The following is a 20,726-nucleotide window of genomic DNA, read 5'->3' as shown; positions in this document are numbered from 1 at the left end:
TTCATCTATCAACTTGATACCAGACTTATGAATGAACCACTGAGCCGCATTATTGCAAGCGAACTACAGGCCCGGCCGGAGCAAGTCATCTCCGCTATCCGCCTGCTTGATGAAGGTAATACCGTGCCCTTTATTGCACGGTATCGTAAGGAAGTTACCGGCGGCTTGGATGATACCCAGTTGCGTCAGTTGGAAACCCGCCTGGGTTATCTGCGTGAATTGGAAGACCGCCGCCAAACCATTCTTAAATCTATCGAAGATCAAGGCAAGCTAACCGAGCAACTTGCTGGTGCGATTAACAGCACCATGAGCAAAACCGAGCTGGAAGACCTGTATCTGCCTTATAAACCGAAACGCCGTACTCGTGGCCAGATCGCGATTGAAGCCGGTCTGGAACCGCTGGCTGACAGTCTATGGAGTCATCCGCAACAAGAGCCAGAGTCCGTTGCGTCCGCCTATATTGACGCCAATAAAGGCGTAGCCGACACCAAAGCTGCGTTAGATGGCGCACGCTATATTCTGATGGAGCGTTTCGCCGAAGACGCCACGCTGCTGGCCAAAGTACGTCATTACTTATGGAAGAATGCACATTTGGTTTCAAAAGTAGTGGAAGGTAAACAGCAGGAAGGGGCAAAATTCCGCGATTACTTTGATCACCACGAACCTATCGCTCAGGTTCCTTCCCACCGTGCACTGGCCATGTTCCGTGGTCGTAATGAAGGCATTCTGCAACTGGCGCTGAATGCCGATCCTCAATTTGACGAACCGCCACGCGAAAGTCAGGGTGAGCAGATCATTATCAACCATCTGGATTTACGTCTGAATAACGCCCCAGCAGATGCATGGCGCAAAGCGGTAATTAACTGGACGTGGCGTATCAAGGTATTGTTGCATCTGGAAACCGAACTGATGAGCACCCTACGCGAGCGAGCGGAAGAGGAAGCCATTAAGGTATTTGCGCGAAATATGCAGGATTTGCTGATGGCGGCTCCTGCCGGGATGCGTGCAACTATGGGCCTCGATCCGGGTTTGCGTACCGGAGTGAAAGTTGCCGTGGTCGATTCTACCGGCAAACTGGTGGCCTACGACACGGTTTACCCACATACCGGGCAGACAGCCAAAGCGGCGGCAACTGTAGCAGCTTTATGTCTTAAACATCAGGTCGAACTGGTTGCTATTGGCAACGGTACTGCCTCGCGGGAAACCGAACGCTTCTTTACCGAGTTGCAGCAGCAATATCCGGCGGTAACCGCGCAGAAAGTGATTGTCAGCGAAGCTGGGGCCTCAGTTTACTCAGCATCTGAACTGGCAGCATTGGAATTCCCAGATCTGGACGTCTCCATTCGTGGTGCCGTCTCCATCGCCCGCCGTCTGCAAGACCCGCTGGCTGAATTGGTTAAAATCGATCCAAAATCCATCGGCGTCGGCCAGTATCAGCACGACGTTAGCCAAAGCCAACTGGCGAAAAAACTGGATGCCGTGGTAGAAGACTGCGTAAACGCCGTCGGCGTAGACTTGAATACCGCATCAGTGCCCCTGTTGACACGGGTAGCCGGCTTAACCCGCATGATGGCGCAAAATATCGTTAACTGGCGTGACGAAAATGGTCGTTTCCGCAACCGGGAACAACTTTTGAAAGTCAGCCGATTGGGGCCAAAAGCCTTTGAGCAATGCGCAGGTTTCCTGCGTATCAACCACGGCGATAATCCGTTGGATGCCTCCACGGTGCATCCTGAAACCTATCCGGTGGTCGAACGTATTCTGGCTGCGACAGAACAGGCATTACAAGATTTGATGGGCAACCCGAGTGTTCTACGTAATCTTCAACCACGGGATTTCACCACCGAGCGCTTTGGGGTACCAACAGTAACCGATATTCTGAAAGAGCTGGAAAAACCGGGGCGCGATCCACGACCTGAGTTTAAAACGGCGACTTTCGCCGAAGGCGTAGAAACCATGAACGACCTCACCGTCGGCATGATTCTGGAAGGCTCAGTGACTAACGTGACCAATTTTGGTGCTTTTGTCGATATCGGCGTCCATCAGGATGGTCTGGTGCATATTTCCTCACTGGCCGATAAATTTGTCGACGATCCGCACAAAGTGGTGAAAGCGGGCGATATTGTCAAAGTCAAAGTGATGGAAGTGGATCTACAGCGGAAACGTATCGCACTGACCATGCGTCTGGATGAACAGCCAGGGGAAAGCCATTCTCGCCGCGGCAGCAGCGAAAAGAGTCACGTACCGAGTCAGGCTGGACGTCATAACGCCGATGCTCGGGATAAATCGTCAGCAAAAGGGCGGGCAAATACGACCTCGGTAGGCAACAGCGCTATGAGTGATGCCTTGGCCGCTGCCTTAGGTAAAAAACGCTAGTTCTGCTGCGCCGCTGTATCAGCGGCGCTTTTTTTCTGCATCACGCCATGTTTCTGTTTCACCATATTCCATCTTTTCTTTGAAAATCTTTCGGTCTATTCAGCCGAATATTTATATTCATCATTAAGTTGGCGTAATAAATCATGGCATTGAAATGCCTCTCTGACCCATTCTGTGCTGAACTTCACAAAATAGTACAGACACTACACGTAACCATAAAAATTGATTGAGAAACAAAACAGAGAAACCAATAAAATATAAGTTCCAACATTTATTGATTCAAATCATGGTGAATTAAGAATGTTGTAAATTAAAATTATTTTCATCTAGATTGGTGAGAGAAATACCATTTCTTAACTGATTTAACGTACCGTTCTCATTTGCGAATGCCGAATTTTGGTGCTAAAACAAAGAAAATTTCTATTCTGAATATAATATTCCTAATGTCGTAATGAATATTTACCATTAGGCCTTTAGTTGTAGTTGAATACGATAACGGTTCTCACTATCATTATCTTATCTATTCTCGCTTGGCGCTACAGTCTATTACTCAAAAGTTAGCGCAGTATCCCAGACAGATAATGAGTTATTTACACCATGATGCTGCGTTGTGTTGAGTGAGTCATCCAGTTGCCGATAATGTCATTTTTTTATTATCACGAGGGTTATATGCATCTTCTTCCTCAACGTGCTTATAAGATTTTAGGTTTTTCTCCTGAAATCAGTCCGGCTTACCGGCAGAAATTATTGTCTCTTGGCATGTTGCCTGGCTCATCATTTAATGTTGTGCGCGTCGCACCATTAGGCGATCCCATTCAGATTGAAACTCGCCGGGTCAGCTTGGTATTACGCAAAAAAGATTTAGACTTTCTCACTTTGGACCTACAGCCTTAATTTTCAGGTTCTTTTTTATTTTCTGCTGCTTGGTTGGGTCTCTCACCTTGTCTGGCTTAACTTCAATTTACTCATATATCACGTTGGATCATGAAAGCACTCACAATCGGCTTAATTGGCAACCCCAATGCAGGTAAAACCACGCTATTTAACCAACTCACCGGAGCTCGTCAACGGGTAGGTAATTGGTCCGGGGTGACGGTAGAACGGAAAGAAGGCCATTTTTCCACGGCACAGCATCAGGTGACATTAGTCGACCTGCCCGGAACCTATTCTCTGACGACCATTTCCGAACAGACCTCGTTGGATGAACAAATTGCCTGCCATTACATTCTCAGCGGCGAAGCCGACCTGTTGATCAACGTTATCGATGCGTCAAACCTGGAACGCAACCTCTATTTAACGCTGCAACTACTCGAGCTAGGCATTCCCTGCATTGTTGCGCTAAATATGCTGGATATCGCGCAAAGTCAGCGGATAAACATTGATGTTGCAGCCTTGGCTCAACGTCTCGGCTGCCCAGTGATTCCATTGGTATCAACTCGTGCTACCGGTATTACCGAGCTAAAAAACAGTATCGATCAATATCAGCCCAACACCGACAGCGCCTTGGTCAACTACCCGCCCATTCTGCTAGAAGAAGTGGAGAAACTCACTGTCGCCATGCCGGAAAACTTGCCAATGCAGCAACGGCGCTGGTTGGCGCTGCAAATGCTGGAAGGTGACATTTATAGCCTGGCTCGCTCTGGCGTTTCGCCTGCACTGCTGGCCGAATCCCGCCAACAGCTAAAAGACCAACAACATGAAGATCCTGAGCTGGTGATCGCTGACGCCCGTTATCAAAGTATCTCCACGCTGTGCGATGCCGTCAGTAATGCGCAACAGGCTGAACCCAACCGGCTGACTCAAATACTGGACAGCGTTATTCTGAATCGCTGGCTGGGCGTGCCCATTTTCTTATTCGTGATGTACCTGATGTTTGTGTTGGCCATCAATATTGGCGGCGCACTACAACCCATCTTTGATATTGGTTCTGCCGCTATTTTTATTCAGGGCTTGCAATGGGTCGGTTACACCCTGCACTTCCCTGATTGGCTGACACTATTCCTGGCACAAGGCATTGGTGGCGGCATCAACACCGTATTACCGCTGGTACCACAAATTGGCATGATGTATCTGTTTCTGTCCTTTCTGGAAGACTCCGGTTATATGGCTCGCGCGGCCTTTGTTATGGATCGACTAATGCAATCACTGGGTCTACCCGGTAAGTCTTTCGTCCCACTGATTGTCGGCTTCGGCTGTAATGTGCCTTCCATTATGGGTGCCCGCACACTGGACGCTCAGCGCGAGCGCCTGATTACCGTGATGATGGCGCCCTTTATGTCCTGTGGAGCTCGGCTGGCCATCTTCGCCGTTTTCGCTGCGGCTTTCTTCGGTCAGGACGGCGCAGGTATCGTTTTCTCGCTGTATTTACTCGGTATTGTGGTAGCGATTCTCACCGGACTGGTACTCAAACACACCATCATGCGCGGTGAGGCTGCGCCTTTCGTCATGGAGTTACCGATTTACCACGTTCCACATCTGAAAAGCCTGCTGCTGCAAACTTGGCAACGCCTAAAAGGCTTTGTGCTGCGCGCAGGGAAAGTCATCGTAGTCGCCAGTATCCTGATCGGCGGCTTAAACAGTTTTACCTTTAGTGGTCAAACTGCTGATAGCATCAATGATTCCGCTCTGGCTTCCGTCAGTAAGGTGCTGACGCCGCTACTGATACCGATGGGTGTTCATGCCGATAACTGGCAGGCAACCGTCGGATTGGTCACTGGTGCAATGGCGAAAGAAGTGGTAGTCGGTACGCTAAATACTTTATACACCGCAGAACAAATCAAGAATGAACCTTTTGATGCAGAAGGTTTTAATTTGCTGGATGAATTGAATGGTGCGGTAAACGAAACCTGGCAGGGATTGAAAGATACTTTCAGCCTGAGCGTGTTATCCAACCCCATTGAAGCCAGTAAAGGCGATGGGGAAATGGCTGCAGGCTCCATGGGTATGATGAGCGCTAAATTCGGTTCCAGTATTGCGGCCTACAGCTACCTGATTTTTGTGCTGTTATATGTTCCCTGCGTTTCGGTGATGGGTGCCATTGCGCGAGAAACCAGCCGTGGCTGGATGACCTTCTCAATCTTATGGGGGTTGAACGTGGCTTATTCCCTCGCAACGCTGTTTTACCAGACCGCGACCTTTAGCAGCCACCCACAGCAAAGTCTGGGATTCATCACTGCGATCGTGGTCTTTAACGGGTTGATTCTGTTTGCTCTGCGTCGCGCTCGTAGCCGGGTGACTTTCCGGTTACAGAACAACACGTCAAACAGTTGCTGCCAAAGTAGCGGTAACTGTCATTAATTTGCGGGGACATGTGCATGGCCAGCTTAATGCAACTACGTGACGCTATCGCACTCAATGGTCGTATGGAAGCCAGTCAATTAAGCCAGTTGTTGGCTGCGCCCCTGCCATTGATTGAAGCGATGCTGGAACGGTTGATAGCAATGGGAAAACTGAAGCGGATTGAGCAGGATAATAGCGGATGCCTGAGTGGCGGTTGTAAAAGCTGCCCAGAAGGCCCGAAATGCAATACCGTGGTATATCAGTTAAAAACCCATTGATAGGCGAGAACTTACGGCAGATTTTGCTAAAAAAAGAGGTGATGTCAGCAATGACATCACCTTTCTGTCATCTAAAATGACTTATTTATACACTTCTGCCGTAGCATCGAATTTTTTCTTTTCATTTTCCGCGATGATGACGTAGTACTTACCGCCCTTTTCATCAGCCTTCGCCGACAAATCCTGTTTCACACCCATTGGAGAGGTGGCTTCGCCATTAGAAGAAATAGTGCCAATCAATTCATAACCTTTATCTTTCGCTTCTTCTTTGGTGATTTCTTTCGCCGCCAGAGCGCCAAAAGACAAACCACCAACAATCAGAGCAATTGATAAATTTTTCAATAATTTCATTATAATACCTCGCATTAAATTTATGGGTGCGTATACGAAAAATTGAGAAAAGTAATAACGATATGAGTTAGATTTGATTTGCATTGATGCCCCCACAAGCAGGGCGTCATCCCAGAGGAAGGGTTACAGAGATAACAATGCGATAAACTGCCCGTTCTTCTGTAGCACCCTATCTAACCCTTATAATTATTGAGTAGATTCACCATTTAGCCACTAAATGACCCATTTATTTCGCTACCGTTGGGGATAACGCGGATACCCCCTCCCCCAACGGCGAGAGTGAATCAGGAATTCAGCGCTATCTCACAGGAAAAATTAATAATGAGTTCAGCGAAATCGTCAGGATGAGAGATAAACGGTGCATGAGCAGCCCCTTTCATCACTACTGACCGACTACGCGGTAAAGACGCATCCAGCAACGTGGCCACTTTGCGCGGCACCAAACCATCCAGATAACCATAAATGCGCAGAAACGGTACCGAGCAATCGACCAATGCACGGCATAAATCCACGGTCCGCAAAATTTCCAAACCACCAGTCAATACATCCACTTCGGGCATTTGGTGATTCAATACCACCGATTTCAACAGGCGAGCATCCTGTCGGGCGCTTTCCGTTCCCAATGTTTGTAATGCCAGAAAACGCTCAACGGTGCGCTGGAAATCCTCATTAAGCTGTTGCTGGAAACCGGCAAGAACTTCCGGACGTATCCCCGGCCATTCATCATGGGCAGTAAAACAGGGAGAAGAGGAAACCGTCATCAATCCACTCACACGCTCTGGGTGGTCTAACGCTATCTTACTCGCGACCAACCCGCCCATTGACCAGCCCAGCCACAGAGCCTTTCGCGGAGCCTGCTCCAATACCATCGCCGCCATATCATGCAGTGACATCGCACCATAACCTCGGCTGCGACCATAGCCCGGTAAATCAACCAAGTGGAGACGAAAATGCGGCGCGAGCCGCTCAATCATGCAACGCCAGACCTCGGCATTCAGTCCCCATCCGTGCAGTAGCACAAGATCGCGATCGCCTTCGCCGCAGGTCTGCCAGTAAAGCTTTGTCATAGGTTATTATCCAGTTGCCTTCACCATCAAGGAAGATGTCTATGCTAACAATCACCGGGCTGTGTTGGCTATGCCAACAGCCATTACATCTGGCTTATCATGGAATTTGTTGCTTCTGTTTACGCCATCTACCGATGCCGCCGCCCTGCTGCTTTTGTTGTGGCTTGCCATCCTCACAACCTGATTTGCCCTGCGGCCGCTGTCTGCTGCACTCCCCCCCATGGCAACGAATGCTGTTTGTCAGCGCCTATCAGCCACCGCTGAGTACTCTGATTAAAAAACTGAAATTTGGCGGCATATCGCAGCTGGCCCCCGCGCTGGCTCGATTATTGTTTTTACGCTGGCGCGCCGTAAAATATGCCGATGAAACAGCCAGTAAACCGCAGCGGCTGATTAGCGTTCCCTTACACCATCAGCGAAACTGGCGACGGGGATTCAACCAAAGCGACCTGCTGGCGAGATCGCTGGCCCGTTGGCTAAGTTGCGATTATCATCCCGGAAGCCTGCAACGTCTGGTAGCAACACCTCCCCAGCAACAACTTAATGCACGCGCACGCAGAAAAAACCTACGGGGTGTTTTTCGCTTCACCGAAGATTTCCGAGGTCAGGATGTGGTGTTATTGGATGACGTGATAACAACCGGCAGCACGGTGAGTGAGATAAGTCATACACTCATGGAGCAGAAGGTCAGTTCATTGCAGGTATGGTGTATTTGCCGCACCTTGTAGTCACGACGTCAATGGGCGTATTATAACCGACTAGAGTAGTCAACTATTGAGCTAATGCCATGATCAAAATAACAGATGCAGCACAATCTCATTTTGCCAAATTGCTGGCAAATCAAGAAGAAGGCACCCAAATCCGCGTATTTGTTATCAACCCCGGTACCCCAACGGCGGAATGCGGTGTTTCTTATTGTCCACCGGATGCAGTTGAAGCAACAGATACTGAGCTGAAATTCGAGCAATTATCAGCTTATGTTGATGAATTGAGTGTGCCTTATCTGCAAGATGCCGAAATCGACTTCGTTACTGACCAGTTAGGCTCTCAACTCACCCTGAAAGCGCCTAATGCCAAAATGCGTAAAGTGGATGATTCCGCCCCGCTGATGGAACGGGTTGAATACGTGTTGCAGTCTCAAATTAATCCGCAGCTTGCCGGCCACGGTGGCCGTGTCACGCTGATGGAAATCACCGATGACGCACTGGCTATCTTACAGTTCGGCGGTGGTTGTAACGGATGTTCAATGGTTGATGTCACTCTGAAAGAAGGCATCGAAAAAGAACTGTTGCAGAAATTCCCGGAATTGAAAGGCGTCAGAGACTTAACCGAACACCAGCGCGGTGAGCATTCTTACTACTGATTTATTATTTTGATTTATTGATTCTGATTGCAGTTTTCGCCGCATCTCATGCGAAGTGCGATGTATTACTCACGCCGCCAACGTTAAGATGTGATGAAAACCAAACGGGGAGCCAATAACCCATCGGCTCCCCTTTTTATGCTTTCTTGCTATGCGTATTTAGCGGATTCCGGCAGCCACCGTACCCAGCTAGCTTGCCGAGACGTTCTTCCGCCGTTTGTCCAAATCTTTCAACAGGCGATTAATTCGTTGATCGGCAAACATTTCTTCAAGAGATTGACTCAGCTTGCGCCGCCAATTCGGGTATTCATCACTGGTTCCGGGAATATTAACCGGCGTTGCCATATCCAACCAATCTTCCGGCTGTAGCCCCAATAGCGCACTGGCACTGTCAGCGACATAGCGCTGTAATCCGCGATTTAGCACCGGACTCATCGACAGCAACGCCGCTTTATGACCCACCTTTTTCGGTACACAGCCATAATGATGCAAACCTTCTAGCAACCCTTGTTTAGCTCTTTCCCGATCCACATATAGCTGTTTCAGGATAGTCTGGTCAGGATACAAACCCAGCGAATTGCCCAAGGTTAGGTCATCACTTTGCCAGTAGCCACGTAGTGTAGGTAGATCATGAGTGGTGATAGTCGCCATCGCCTGTACCGGATAAGACTGCGGCGCGCGGAAAGTATTTTCACTGTCCCGTTCAAAGTAGAGCACTTTGTAAGAATAGACGCCGCTATCACGCAGTTTACTGACGATCTCAACAGGCACAGTACCCAAATCTTCGCCGATCACCATGCAATGATGACGCTGACTTTCCAGCGCCAATACAGCCATCAGGTCATCAACCGGGTACTTCACATAAGCGCCCTGATCGGCAGTTTCACCGTAAGGTATCCACCACAAACGCAGCAATGCCATAACGTGGTCGATACGCAATGCGCCACAGCTGGTCATATTAGCACGCAGCAAATCGATAAAAGGCTGATAAGCACGGGCGACCATCACATGTGGATCCATCGGCGGCAGCCCCCAATTTTGGCCTAACGGACCAAGAATATCAGGTGGTGCGCCAACCGAGGCTTTCAGGCAATACAGCTCGCGATCGCACCAGGTTTCCGCGCCGCCCTCGGCGACCCCCACAGCCAGATCCCGATATAAACCTATTGGCATCTCTTGCTGCCGACTCTGGTGGAAACAATGGGCGAACTGACTTGCCGCCAGCCATTGCAGCCATAGATAGAAAGTCACGTCATCGCTATGTTGCTGACAAAACTCAGCGACACCTTGACCCTGTCCATCTCGATATTTTTCTGGCCATACCGGCCAGCCCCACATTGAGGCATCCTGCTGACTTAAATACGCATGCAATGCATCAAAAGCCGCCTGCTGCTGCAAACTCTTACCGCCTTGGCTGACAAACAGGCGAAATGCCTGCATACGTGCATCGGTTGCCGCTCGGGCTAAAAACAACGGGAAAGCCAAGCGTAAACCAGCCAATTTCAGCGCTATTACCTGTGCATAGTCAACATATTCGGCGGTACGTATCGCTGCCAGCGTACTTTGCGTCTGCGGTAACTGCCACCAGCATTGGGCAGCTTCGCTTCGCTGAAACTCCTCAACACCATTCACATCGATATAAATCACATTCAACCAGCGGCGAGATGAAGGGCTATAGGGACTCACGCTGTTCGGGTTAGCCGGATAGAGCGCATGAATCGGGTTTAAACCAATAAATGCACCGCCGCGCTCGCCTACCTGTTCTATCATCTGGCCTAAATCGCCAAAATCACCGATGCCCCAGTTACGATCCGAACGCAATGTATACAGCTGTACACAGGCACCCCACAGTTTCTTTCCTGTTAGCAGCGCATCGGGTTCGTAGCAACGCTGTGGCGCAACGATGACAGAACATGACCATTGCCGAGTGCCTTGTATTAGCGTCAAACAATGATAGCCAAGAGGTAGAAATGCCGGCAGCGTCAGTGTCTTCTGGGCACCGACGCGCCCTTGATAAGGTTTTCCTTCTTCCGTTTCCAAGAGCCAGTGGTAATCACCTTCACCGGCAACCATCAACGTCATCGGATTGCCATAGGTAAACACTTTTACCACTGGCAGCGGCGTTTTTTCATTTACTGGCAATCGCGCAGTATCTGGATCTCGCCCCATAGCTTCCAGTAATTTTTGCTTGGTTTCCGCCGGGATAGCCTGCTGCTTACCGTGTGCATTAATGTAGCTGGCGGCTATCCCCGCCAGCGCCGCTGCTTGATCGAGCGATTTACGATCCATGCAGTCTCTCCTCAACGTTTGGCTTGCCAAATTCGCTGTTGATAATCGCGAATTGAACGATCTGAACTAAACATTCCCACTCGGGCAGTATTCAGAATGGTGCGGCGTGTCCATTCATCTTTATCACGGTATAGGGAATCGATATGCTGTTGCGCCTCACAATATGATGCAAAATCAGCTAATACCAAATAAGGATCGCCACCTTCACGCAGGCTGTGCAGCAGCATATCGAAAGCATGTTTATCGCCGTTGCTGAAAGCACCGCTGGCCAATTCATCCAAAATACCTTTCAGATGGGCATTGGCCTTCAACACTTTCAGTGGCTGATAACCTTTCGCCAGAATTGCTTTCACCTGCTCTACGGTATTACCGAAAATAAAGATATTGTCTTCGCCGACCTGCTCAGCAATCTCAACGTTGGCTCCATCCAGCGTACCCACGGTCAGTGCTCCATTTAGCGCCAGCTTCATGTTGCCAGTACCAGAGGCTTCTTTCCCGGCGGTAGAGATTTGCTCAGATACGTCTGCCGCCGGAATCATCAATTCGGCAACGGAGACTTTATAGTCAGGAATAAACACCACTTTCAGTCGATCACGCACGATCGGATCGTTATTGATCTTTTCGGCCACCTGATTAATCGCATAAATAATATTTTTCGCCAAGTAATAGCCCGGAGCCGCTTTAGCGCCAAACAGGAACACTCGTGGAGCAATATCCAGATCTGGGTTATCGCGGATTTGACGATATAGGGAAAGAATATGTAACAAATTCAGATGCTGACGTTTGTACTCATGCAAGCGTTTGATTTGCACATCAAATATTGCATCAGGGTTTAAGGTCAAACCCATAGTCCGATGTACGTATTCGGCCAGTTTGACCTTGTTGTCATATTTAATTTGCTGATAACGCGCGCAGAATTGCGGATCGGCGGCGTAAGACTCCAACCCTTGTAGCGCATCCAGATCGTTAGCCCACTCCACTTTCAACGTTTCGTCGATCAGCGTGGAAAGCGCCGGGTTACATTGTTTAAGCCAGCGGCGTGGCGTAATACCGTTAGTGACGTTGTGGAATTTATTTGGCCACAGCTGAAAATATTCTGGGAACAGATCTTTAACCACCAAATCTGAATGCAGTTGCGCCACGCCGTTCACGGCAAAGCCGCTGACTACACATAGATTGGCCATCCGCACTTGTTTATCATGGTGGACCGCCAGTTTGCTCCACAGCGCTTTATCGCCTGGCCACTGTTTATCCACCTGTTTTTTAAACTGCGCGTTAATCTGTTTGATAATGGCAAAATGGCGCGGCAGCAGGCTGCGAACCAATCTTTCATCCCAGCATTCAAGAGCTTCCGGCATCAAAGTATGGTTGGTGTAGGCAAAAGTTTTGCTGGTAATCGCCCAGGCGGCATCCCAACTCAATTGATGCTCATCCAACAGCACCCGCAGCATTTCAGGGATCGCGATCGTCGGATGAGTATCATTTAGCTGAATCACTTCGTATTCGGGCAAATCGGCCAGCGCGCGACCAGCAACATGGTGTTTACGCAGAATATCGGCAACAGAACAAGCGCATTGGAAATATTGCTGCATCAGACGCAGACGCTTACCGGCCTGATGATTATCGTTGGGATACAGCACCTTGGTCAGTTTTTCTGCCTCAATGCCATTTTGTTCGGCCAGCAGGAATTTACCGTCGTTAAAGCGAGTCAGATCGAATGGATGAACATGGGTTGCCTGCCATAAACGCAGCGGTTGGGTTACACCATTGCGGAACCCGAGCACCGGAAGATCCCAGGCTTCGCCACGCAGAGTAAAGTCCGGACGCCAAATTTGGCGACCATCCGTCTGTTTCTCCAGCTTGCCGCCGAAACTGACATCCACAGCTAATGCCGCGTTATGGCGGAACCACGGGTAGCTTTCACGCTGCCAGTTATCCGGTGCTTCCTGCTGCTTTCCGGCACTAAAAGACTGACGGAAAAGCCCATATTGATAATTCAGGCCATAACCGGTAGCCGGTTGCTCCACCGTGGCCATCGAATCAAGGAAACAGGCAGCCAGACGTCCCAATCCACCGTTGCCTAATGCAGGATCGGTTTCCTGCTCCAGCAAGTCACTCAAATTGACCTGCTGTTCAGCCAGCAGCGTCTCTACGGTTTCATACCAACCGAGGTTAATCAGGTTATTCGCCGTCAGGCGGCCAATCAAAAACTCCATTGAAATGTAATTCACATGGCGCTGTACCTTTTTCACCTTGGTGGGTGCCGGCTGAGCAGCCAACTGCTCGGCCAATGCAGCACTAACCGCTTGCCACCATTGGTGTTGAGTCATCTGTTGCGCTGAACCAAGGCCAAAGTGCTGCCACTGACGAGTCAGTGCTGCCAGAAAATCATCCTTTTTGAGCGTGGGCTGTGACATAGGGAGGTCTCTATCCTGTGAGTGGGGTAATTTTACCCTTATCCTGCCGAGGAGAAGTGGCAAGAGCATCATCCTGCCAGAGGATTAGCTGGGGATGAGTCGCAGGGCGTAGCTAAAAATGTGATCAGGTGCAACTTACAACCATAGGAAGCACTAACGTTATTGCAATAACATAGCCGTTATCAGACCTTAACAGGGGTGATTAATTACGAGGCTTAAAATAATTATCCTTATGAATGCGTACGCCTGTAGCCGCCATTTGAGTCTGGAATAATATGCTGATCCCATCAAAACTGAGCCGGCCGGTACGGCTGCAAAATACCGTTGTTCGCGATCGCCTATTGGTCAAACTCTCTGGCGCAGCGAACTATCGCCTGACATTGGTTAACTGCCCGGCAGGATATGGAAAAACGACATTAGTTGCGCAATGGGCGTCTGGTCAATCCAATCTTGGATGGTATTCACTGGATGAAAGCGATAATCAGTCAGAACGTTTCGCAACCTATTTAGTCGCGGCAATACAACAGGCGACTGGCGGTCATTGCAGCAAGAGTGAAGCTCTCAGCCAAAAGCATCAATATGCTAACCTTTCAGCCCTATTTGCCCAATTGTTTGTCGAGTTATCCGACTGGGATGGCCCTCTGTATCTGGTGATTGACGATTATCATCTGATCATCAACGATGCCGTTCATGAAGCCATGCGTTTTTTCCTGCGCCATCAACCGGAAAACCTAACGCTAATTATGTTATCTCGCACCTTGCCACCTCTCGGCATTGCCAATCTACGCGTGCGTGATCAATTGCTGGAACTGGGTATACAGCAGTTGGCTTTCAATCATCAGGAAGCACAACAATTCTTTGATTGTCGCCTGCCTGAGCCTATAGATCAGAGCGACAGCAGCCGCCTGTGTGACGAGGTAGAAGGCTGGGCAACGGCGTTACAGCTTATTGCGCTATCTTCCCGTCAACCCAATTCATCGGCGCAAAAATCTGCCAAGCGTCTGGCTGGGCTGAATGCCAGCCATCTGTCCGATTATCTGGTCGATGAAGTTCTGGATCAGGTGGAGACCAACGCCCGCGCATTCTTGCTGCGCTGTTCGGTGCTGCGTTCAATGAACGACGCACTGATTGTACGCCTGACGGGTGAAGATAACGGTCAGCAGCGATTAGAGGAGTTGGAACGGCAAGGCCTGTTTATTCATCGCATGGATGATACCGGCGAGTGGTTCTGTTTCCACCCGCTGTTTGCCACGTTCCTACGCCAACGTTGCCAATGGGAGCTGGCGCTGGAATTGCCGGATCTACACCATGCCGCTGCCGAAGGCTGGCTAGCGCTGGGCTATCCAGCGGAAGCCATTCACCATGCTCTAGCCGCTGGCGATGTCGGGATGCTGAGGGATATTTTACTGCAACATGCCTGGTCGCTGTTCAATCACAGCGAATTGGCGTTACTGGAACAATGCCTGAACGCGCTCCCCTATTCGGTGTTAGTGCAACATCCCGAATTGGCGTTGTTACAGGCGTGGCTGGCACAAAGCCAACATCGCTACAGCGAGGTCAATACCCTACTGGGTCAGGCTGAATCGGCCATGCAGGAACGAAAAATTCCGATTGATGCTGCGCTCAGCGCCGAGTTTGATGCCCTGCGAGCACAAGTTGCCATTAATGCTGGTAAACCTGATGAAGCGGAAAGGCTGGCGGCCGACGCCCTGAAATATTTGCCGATGGCCAGCTACTACAGCCGGATTGTTGCCACGTCCGTCACCGGTGAAGTTCACCACTGCAAAGGGGAGCTGGCGCGCGCATTACCCATGATGCAACAAACCGAGCAAATGGCTCGCCGTCATCAGGCTTATCACTATGCGCTCTGGGCATTACTGCAACAAAGTGAAATTCTGATTGCTCAAGGTTTTCTGCAAGCCGCGTTTGAAACCCAGGAAAAAGCCTTCGAACTGGTACGCGAGCAGCACCTTGAACAATTACCAATGCATGAATTCTTACTACGTATTCGCGCGCAGGTTCTGTGGTCTTGGTCACGACTGGACGAAGCAGAAGAAGCCGCTCGTCAGGGAATTGCGATCCTCGCTAACTATCAGCCACAGCAGCAATTACAGTGCCTGGCCATGCTGTCAAAATGCTCCTTGGCGCGTGGCGATCTGGATAATGCTCATCGGTATCTCCAGAGCTGCGAAGCGTTGCTTCACGACACGCAATATCACCGCGATTGGGTGACCAATGCGGATAAACCACGGGTGATTTACTGGCAGATGACCGGCGATAAAGCGGCGGCAGCCAACTGGCTACGTCAGGCCGAAAAACCGGGTATGGCCGATAATCATTTCCTGCAAGGTCAATGGCGCAATATCGCCAGAGTACAAATTATGCTCGGCTATTTTGATGAGGCCGAAGTGGTGCTGGATGAATTAAACGAAAATGCGCGCCGCTTGCGCCTGACCAGCGACCTCAACCGTAATTTGCTACTCAGTAATATTTTGTACTGGCAGACCGGACGCAAAGGCGAAGCGCAGAAAGCCTTGATCGAATCTCTGACTCTGGCCAACCGTACCGGTTTTATCAGCCACTTCGTGACCGAAGGGGAAGCGATGGCGCAACAGTTGCGTCAGCTCATTCAGTTGAATGCATTACCTGAATTGGAGCAACACCGCGCTCAACGTATTCTCAAAGATATTAATCAGCATCATCGTCATAAATTTGCGCATTTTGATGAATGTTTTGTCGATAAATTATTGACCCATCCGCAGGTACCAGAGCTGATTAGAACCAGTCCGTTAACACAGCGAGAGTGGCAAGTATTGGGGCTGATTTATTCCGGTTACAGTAACGATCAGATTGCCGGTGAACTGGATGTGGCAGCAACCACCATCAAAACACACATTCGCAACTTGTATCAGAAACTCGGCGTTGCGCATCGCCAAGAAGCCGTGCAACAAGCCCAGAGGCTGTTACAGATGATGGGATACGGCATTTAGCCGCCAAAATCTTTATCCACACTAATGCACTGGTCTTAATCGGCGCAGAATTGATTACAATAGCGGCATAACCGCAATCAGTAGCCAATAAAAGGGCGTCAGTAGCATGGAACAATTTGAAGTAATCGATATTGAGCAAGCCTATACCCGCTGGAAAGAAGGCCAGACTGTTCTGGTAGATATTCGCGATCCACAAAGCTATGAAGCGGGTCACACACCGGGAGCATTCCATCTCACCAATGGTAGCTTACCCGCTTTTATACAGCACACCGATGTTGATCAACCGGTGATGGTCATGTGCTACCACGGTAACAGTAGCCGAGGCGCAGCCCAGTATCTTCTGGAACAAGGATTTGACGCGGTCTACAGTATTAACGGCGGTTTCGAAGCGTGGGCCAAACATTACCCGCAAGATATCGCAACCGAGAAAGCCTGAGTTTCGTTCTTTTCCTATGCAGAGGCCATTTCCGGCCTCTGTCTGATCTCTTGCCCTACCACAGGTGAAAACCGCGATTCGTCGGCTTTTTTAACGTAATTACGACACGCTTTTTTAAACAACGGATGACATCCCTACAGCGAAAAGGGAGAATCAGCTTGCTAACAGGCTCAGTCAAGGCGATAACTACTGAGATGTTTTATAGATCATAACGTTAGACGGTAAACTATAAATATGATTCGTGTAATAGTAATTTCTAACCTACGTCTGGCGCAGGCCTTTGTGGACTACATGGCTACCCAAAAGGTGGAACTTAGCGTCCGACATGGCACTCAAGATGCAGAAATCTGGTTAGCCGAGGATGAAAAACTCCCCCAGGTTCAGCATGAACTGGAACAATTTTTATTGGATCCGCTCAATCCACGCTATCAAGCCGCGAGCTGGCAATCTGGTAATCTTCATACCGAGATACCTTACCAACCCGTCTCGCTGCTACAAAATTTACGCAGTCAGGCTGGCCCATTAACCCTGAGCATGATGGTCGTTTGTATTGCCGTTTATATCCTGATGCAGATTGTCGGCGATAATACGGTAATGAGTTGGCTGGCATGGCCGCGTAATAGCAGTCAATATTTCGAATTTTGGCGCTGGGTCAGCCATGGTTTACTGCACTTTTCCCTGATGCACATTTTGTTTAATTTGATGTGGTGGTGGTATCTGGGGGGGCAAATGGAAAAGCGGCTTGGCACGGGAAAACTGGTGGTATTAACCATTGTTTCCGCCGTGTTCAGTGGCTGGGGACAATCCCTGTTCAGCGGTTCCAACTTTGGTGGTTTGTCTGGCGTGGTTTATGCGTTAATGGGCTATGTTTGGCTCACTGGACAACGGGCACCTGAAAGAGGCATTTCCCTGCCAAACGGCCTGATGGCCTTCTCGGTACTTTGGCTTGTCGCTGGGTATTTCGATATTCTAGGTCTATCGATCGCTAATGCAGCACATGTTTCTGGCCTGATAATCGGCTTACTGATGGCATTTTGGGATACGCGTAACAGCACCCGAACCACACAATAACTGTCCACCATAACTGGGCAAATTAGGGGATTATCGTGAAGCAAACGCAGCGACATGATGCGATTATTGAACTGGTGCGTCAGCAGGGTTACGTCAGCACCGAAGAGTTGGTAGAACACTTTGCCGTTAGCCCACAAACCATTCGGCGCGACCTGAATGATCTGGCCGATCAGAACAAAATTCATCGCCACCACGGCGGAGCGGCGTTACCGTCCAGCTCGGTGAATGCAGCCTATAATGATCGTAAGGTTATGTGGTCGGAAGAAAAAGCCCGTATCGCCCAACGGGTTGCCAGCCAGATTCCTGACGGTGCAACCTTGTTTATTGATATTGGAACCACACCTGAAGCTGTCGCACATGCCTTGCTTAACCATAAAAATCTACGGGTGGTAACCAATAATCTTAACGTAGCCACTTTATTGACCGCCAAAGAAGATTTTCGTTTGATTCTGGCCGGTGGTGAAGTCCGCACTCGTGACGGTGGAATCATCGGCGAGGCCACGTTGGATTTCATCTCCCAATTCCGTCTTGATTACGGCATTTTGGGTATCAGTGGCATCGATATGGACGGTTCTCTACTAGAATTTGACTACCATGAAGTACGTACCAAACGCGCCATTATTGAAAACTCCCGCTGCGTCATGCTGGTAACTGACCACTCCAAATTTGGCCGTAATGCCATGGTCAATCTGGGTAATATGAATCTGATCAATTACCTGTTTACCGATCAACCACCACCAGCCAGCGTGATGAAAATCATCGAGCAGCACGGAGTCCAACTGGAATTGTGCTGATCAACACCCTTCGATAGCCATCATGCATTTTTGCGGTGTAAGGGGATTAAGCCCCCGCTCACCGCATCCCTCGCCTCTATTATTTCGACACTATTTATCACCAATAAATATCGCTTCGTCGATCTGCCTTACCATAACCATCACACTAAAAATAAAAATGCGTCTTGTTTCAGCCTAATGAGTTACATCTGTAAAATGATTCAGCAACAAAAACGTTACCACCATCACGCATGAATGTTTTTTTTTGGTTAACTCTTGGCTTGTTTGTTGGTTTTTGATTACAATCATGAGCGAAAACGAACATTAAAGCGCTGTTTCGAACATCTGGAGGAAGGTTACATGGAAACCAAAGACTTGATCGTGATCGGTGGTGGCATTAACGGTGCCGGCATCGCTGCGGATGCTGCCGGACGTGGCCTGTCAGTATTGCTGCTGGAAGCGCAAGACTTGGCCTGTGCTACGTCTTCCGCCAGTTCCAAACTTATCCACGGTGGCCTGCGCTATCTGGAACATTACGAATTCCGTCTGGTGAGTGAAGCACTGGCCGAACGTGAAGTGTTGCTGAGAATGGCTCCGCATATCGCTTTCCCTATGCGTTTCCGTTTACCGCATCAGCCCCATCTGCGCCCAGCCTGGATGATTCGGGCGGGTTTGTTCCTGTACGACCATTTGGGTAAACGTACCACCTTGCCAGCCAGTAAAGGGCTACGTTTTGGCGCAGACTCGGTACTGAAGCCAGAATTAGTGCGCGGTTTCGAATATTCCGACTGCTGGGTCGATGATGCCCGTCTGGTCGTTTTGAATGCTCAGGAAGTGGTTGAACGCGGCGGCGAAGTGCGCACGCGAACCAAAGTCACCCGCGCATGGCGTGAAAACGGCCTGTGGGTGATTGAAGCGACCGATAACAACACCGGTAAAACCTTAACCTGGCGCGCCAAAGGTCTGGTTAATGCCACAGGTCCGTGGGTGAAACAGTTCTTTGACGATGGTCTGAAATTGAAATCGCCTTACGGTATCCGCCTGATCAAAGGCAGCCATATCGTCGTACCGCGAGTACACCATCAGCCACAAGCCTATATTCTGCAAAACGAAGACCACCGTATCGTGTTCGTGATTCCTTGGCTTGATGATTACTCCATTATTGGTACCACCGATGTGGAGTACCAAGGCGATCCAAAAGAGGTGAAAATTGACGATCAAGAAATCGGCTATCTGCTGAAAGTGTATAACGATCACTTTAAACAGCAACTGAGCCGTGACGATATCGTCTGGACCTATTCTGGTGTGCGTCCACTGTGTGATGATGAATCTGACTCACCGCAAGCCATCACCCGTGATTACACACTGGATGTCGCCGACGAGCAGGGTAAAGCACCATTACTGTCCGTCTTTGGTGGCAAACTAACGACCTACCGCAAACTGGCCGAACATGCGCTGGAAAAACTGACGCAGTATTACCCAAAAGTTGGCCCGGCCTGGACCAAAAATGGTTCATTGCCAGGTGGTGATATCGGCGGCGATCGCGACCTTTATACGGTCAAACTGCGCCATCGTTACAATTGGTTGCCGGAAGCTGTGGCTCGCCGTTATACCCGGACTTACGGTAGCCATAGCGAAATCATTCTGGCCAATGCAACCTGCCTCAGCGATTTGGGCGAAGATTTCGGTCATGGCCTGTACGAAGCAGAGCTGCGTTATTTGGTCGAACATGAATGGGTTGTTGAGCTAGATGATGCCATTTGGCGTCGTACCAAACTGGGCATGTTACTAGATGATGTGCAAAAACAACGAGTTGCTGTTTGGCTAGCCGCTGTACAGGCAGAAAAAATTCAGTCGCTCTCACTGGTTTCCTGAACCTGATATCAGCCAAACTGCACCAGATAAATCGGCAAATCTGGGGCAGTTTGCTGAGGTGGGAAAATCAGAAAAACGGTGTGATATGCCAGATAAACCTGCCAATATTCAACATCGACAAACCAAACAATAAACCCTTTCAAATGAAAGGGTTTATTAAG

The 20,726-nt window shown here is 49.5% G+C and carries 14 protein-coding genes and 1 pseudogene; 11 read left to right on the top strand and 4 right to left on the bottom strand.

Annotated elements, in window-relative coordinates; all coding sequences use genetic code 11:
* Positions 1 to 27: 27 nt before the first annotated feature.
* From DJ39_RS01160 to DJ39_RS01145, 4 genes and pseudogenes are all read left to right on the top strand, one after another.
* A pseudogene (locus tag DJ39_RS01160) lies at positions 28 to 2,220 on the top strand (Tex family protein); the annotation flags it as partial.
* A gap of 825 nt (positions 2,221 to 3,045) precedes the next feature.
* Entirely contained in the window at positions 3,046 to 3,270 is a 225-nt protein-coding gene (feoA, locus tag DJ39_RS01155) for a ferrous iron transporter A (RefSeq protein WP_038242864.1), read from the top strand.
* A 90-nt stretch (positions 3,271 to 3,360) separates the two neighbouring features.
* Entirely contained in the window at positions 3,361 to 5,673 is a 2,313-nt protein-coding gene (gene feoB, locus DJ39_RS01150; protein ID WP_004718426.1) for a Fe(2+) transporter permease subunit FeoB, read from the top strand.
* A gap of 17 nt (positions 5,674 to 5,690) precedes the next feature.
* Complete coding sequence (locus DJ39_RS01145; RefSeq protein ID WP_004718425.1) at positions 5,691 to 5,933, top strand: FeoC-like transcriptional regulator; 243 nt, start codon at positions 5,691 to 5,693, stop codon at positions 5,931 to 5,933.
* Positions 5,934 to 6,014: 81 nt separating this feature from the next.
* Here the strand turns inward: DJ39_RS01145 and DJ39_RS01140 are convergent, their stop codons facing one another.
* Positions 6,015 to 6,284 carry a YdgH/BhsA/McbA-like domain containing protein gene (locus DJ39_RS01140; RefSeq protein WP_004718423.1) on the bottom strand — a complete coding sequence of 90 codons (270 nt, stop codon included), beginning with the start codon at positions 6,282 to 6,284 and terminating at the stop codon, positions 6,015 to 6,017.
* Positions 6,285 to 6,568: 284 nt separating this feature from the next.
* Entirely contained in the window at positions 6,569 to 7,351 is a 783-nt protein-coding gene (gene bioH / locus DJ39_RS01135) for a pimeloyl-ACP methyl ester esterase BioH (RefSeq protein WP_004718421.1), read from the bottom strand.
* A 41-nt stretch (positions 7,352 to 7,392) separates the two neighbouring features.
* Between bioH and gntX the strand changes: the two genes are divergently transcribed.
* Positions 7,393 to 8,079 (top strand): DNA utilization protein GntX, encoded by a 687-nt coding sequence (gntX, locus tag DJ39_RS01130; protein WP_038242870.1) that lies wholly within the window; start codon positions 7,393 to 7,395, stop codon positions 8,077 to 8,079.
* A gap of 59 nt (positions 8,080 to 8,138) precedes the next feature.
* Entirely contained in the window at positions 8,139 to 8,714 is a 576-nt protein-coding gene (gene nfuA, locus DJ39_RS01125; RefSeq protein ID WP_004718415.1) for a Fe-S biogenesis protein NfuA, read from the top strand.
* 189 nt (positions 8,715 to 8,903) lie between these two features.
* Here the strand turns inward: nfuA and malQ are convergent, their stop codons facing one another.
* Positions 8,904 to 11,003 (bottom strand): 4-alpha-glucanotransferase, encoded by a 2,100-nt coding sequence (gene malQ / locus DJ39_RS01120; RefSeq protein WP_004718414.1) that lies wholly within the window; start codon positions 11,001 to 11,003, stop codon positions 8,904 to 8,906.
* Between the two features lie 11 nt (positions 11,004 to 11,014).
* A complete protein-coding gene (malP, locus tag DJ39_RS01115; protein ID WP_004718411.1) occupies positions 11,015 to 13,420 on the bottom strand; it encodes a maltodextrin phosphorylase in 2,406 nt (801 codons plus the stop codon).
* A 275-nt stretch (positions 13,421 to 13,695) separates the two neighbouring features.
* Between malP and malT the strand changes: the two genes are divergently transcribed.
* From malT to glpD, 5 genes are all read left to right on the top strand, one after another.
* A complete protein-coding gene (malT, locus tag DJ39_RS01110) occupies positions 13,696 to 16,410 on the top strand; it encodes an HTH-type transcriptional regulator MalT (protein WP_004718410.1) in 2,715 nt (904 codons plus the stop codon).
* Between the two features lie 106 nt (positions 16,411 to 16,516).
* Entirely contained in the window at positions 16,517 to 16,846 is a 330-nt protein-coding gene (gene glpE, locus DJ39_RS01105) for a thiosulfate sulfurtransferase GlpE (protein WP_004718408.1), read from the top strand.
* Positions 16,847 to 17,080: 234 nt separating this feature from the next.
* On the top strand, positions 17,081 to 17,917 hold the full coding sequence (gene glpG / locus DJ39_RS01100) for a rhomboid family intramembrane serine protease GlpG (protein ID WP_004718407.1): 837 nt from the start codon (positions 17,081 to 17,083) through the stop codon (positions 17,915 to 17,917).
* Positions 17,918 to 17,952: 35 nt separating this feature from the next.
* Positions 17,953 to 18,711 carry a DeoR/GlpR family transcriptional regulator gene (locus tag DJ39_RS01095; RefSeq protein WP_004718404.1) on the top strand — a complete coding sequence of 253 codons (759 nt, stop codon included), beginning with the start codon at positions 17,953 to 17,955 and terminating at the stop codon, positions 18,709 to 18,711.
* Between the two features lie 339 nt (positions 18,712 to 19,050).
* A complete protein-coding gene (gene glpD / locus DJ39_RS01090; RefSeq protein ID WP_038242876.1) occupies positions 19,051 to 20,565 on the top strand; it encodes a glycerol-3-phosphate dehydrogenase in 1,515 nt (504 codons plus the stop codon).
* The last annotated feature ends 161 nt before the right edge of the window (positions 20,566 to 20,726 follow it).

Origin of the sequence: Yersinia ruckeri ATCC 29473 (assembly GCF_000754815.1) — a bacterium.
In the GTDB taxonomy this organism is placed as follows: Bacteria; Pseudomonadota; Gammaproteobacteria; order Enterobacterales; family Enterobacteriaceae; genus Yersinia; species Yersinia ruckeri.
The sequence above is the reverse complement of the archived record's forward strand: the minus strand, read 5'-3'. Positions and strand labels throughout refer to the sequence as shown.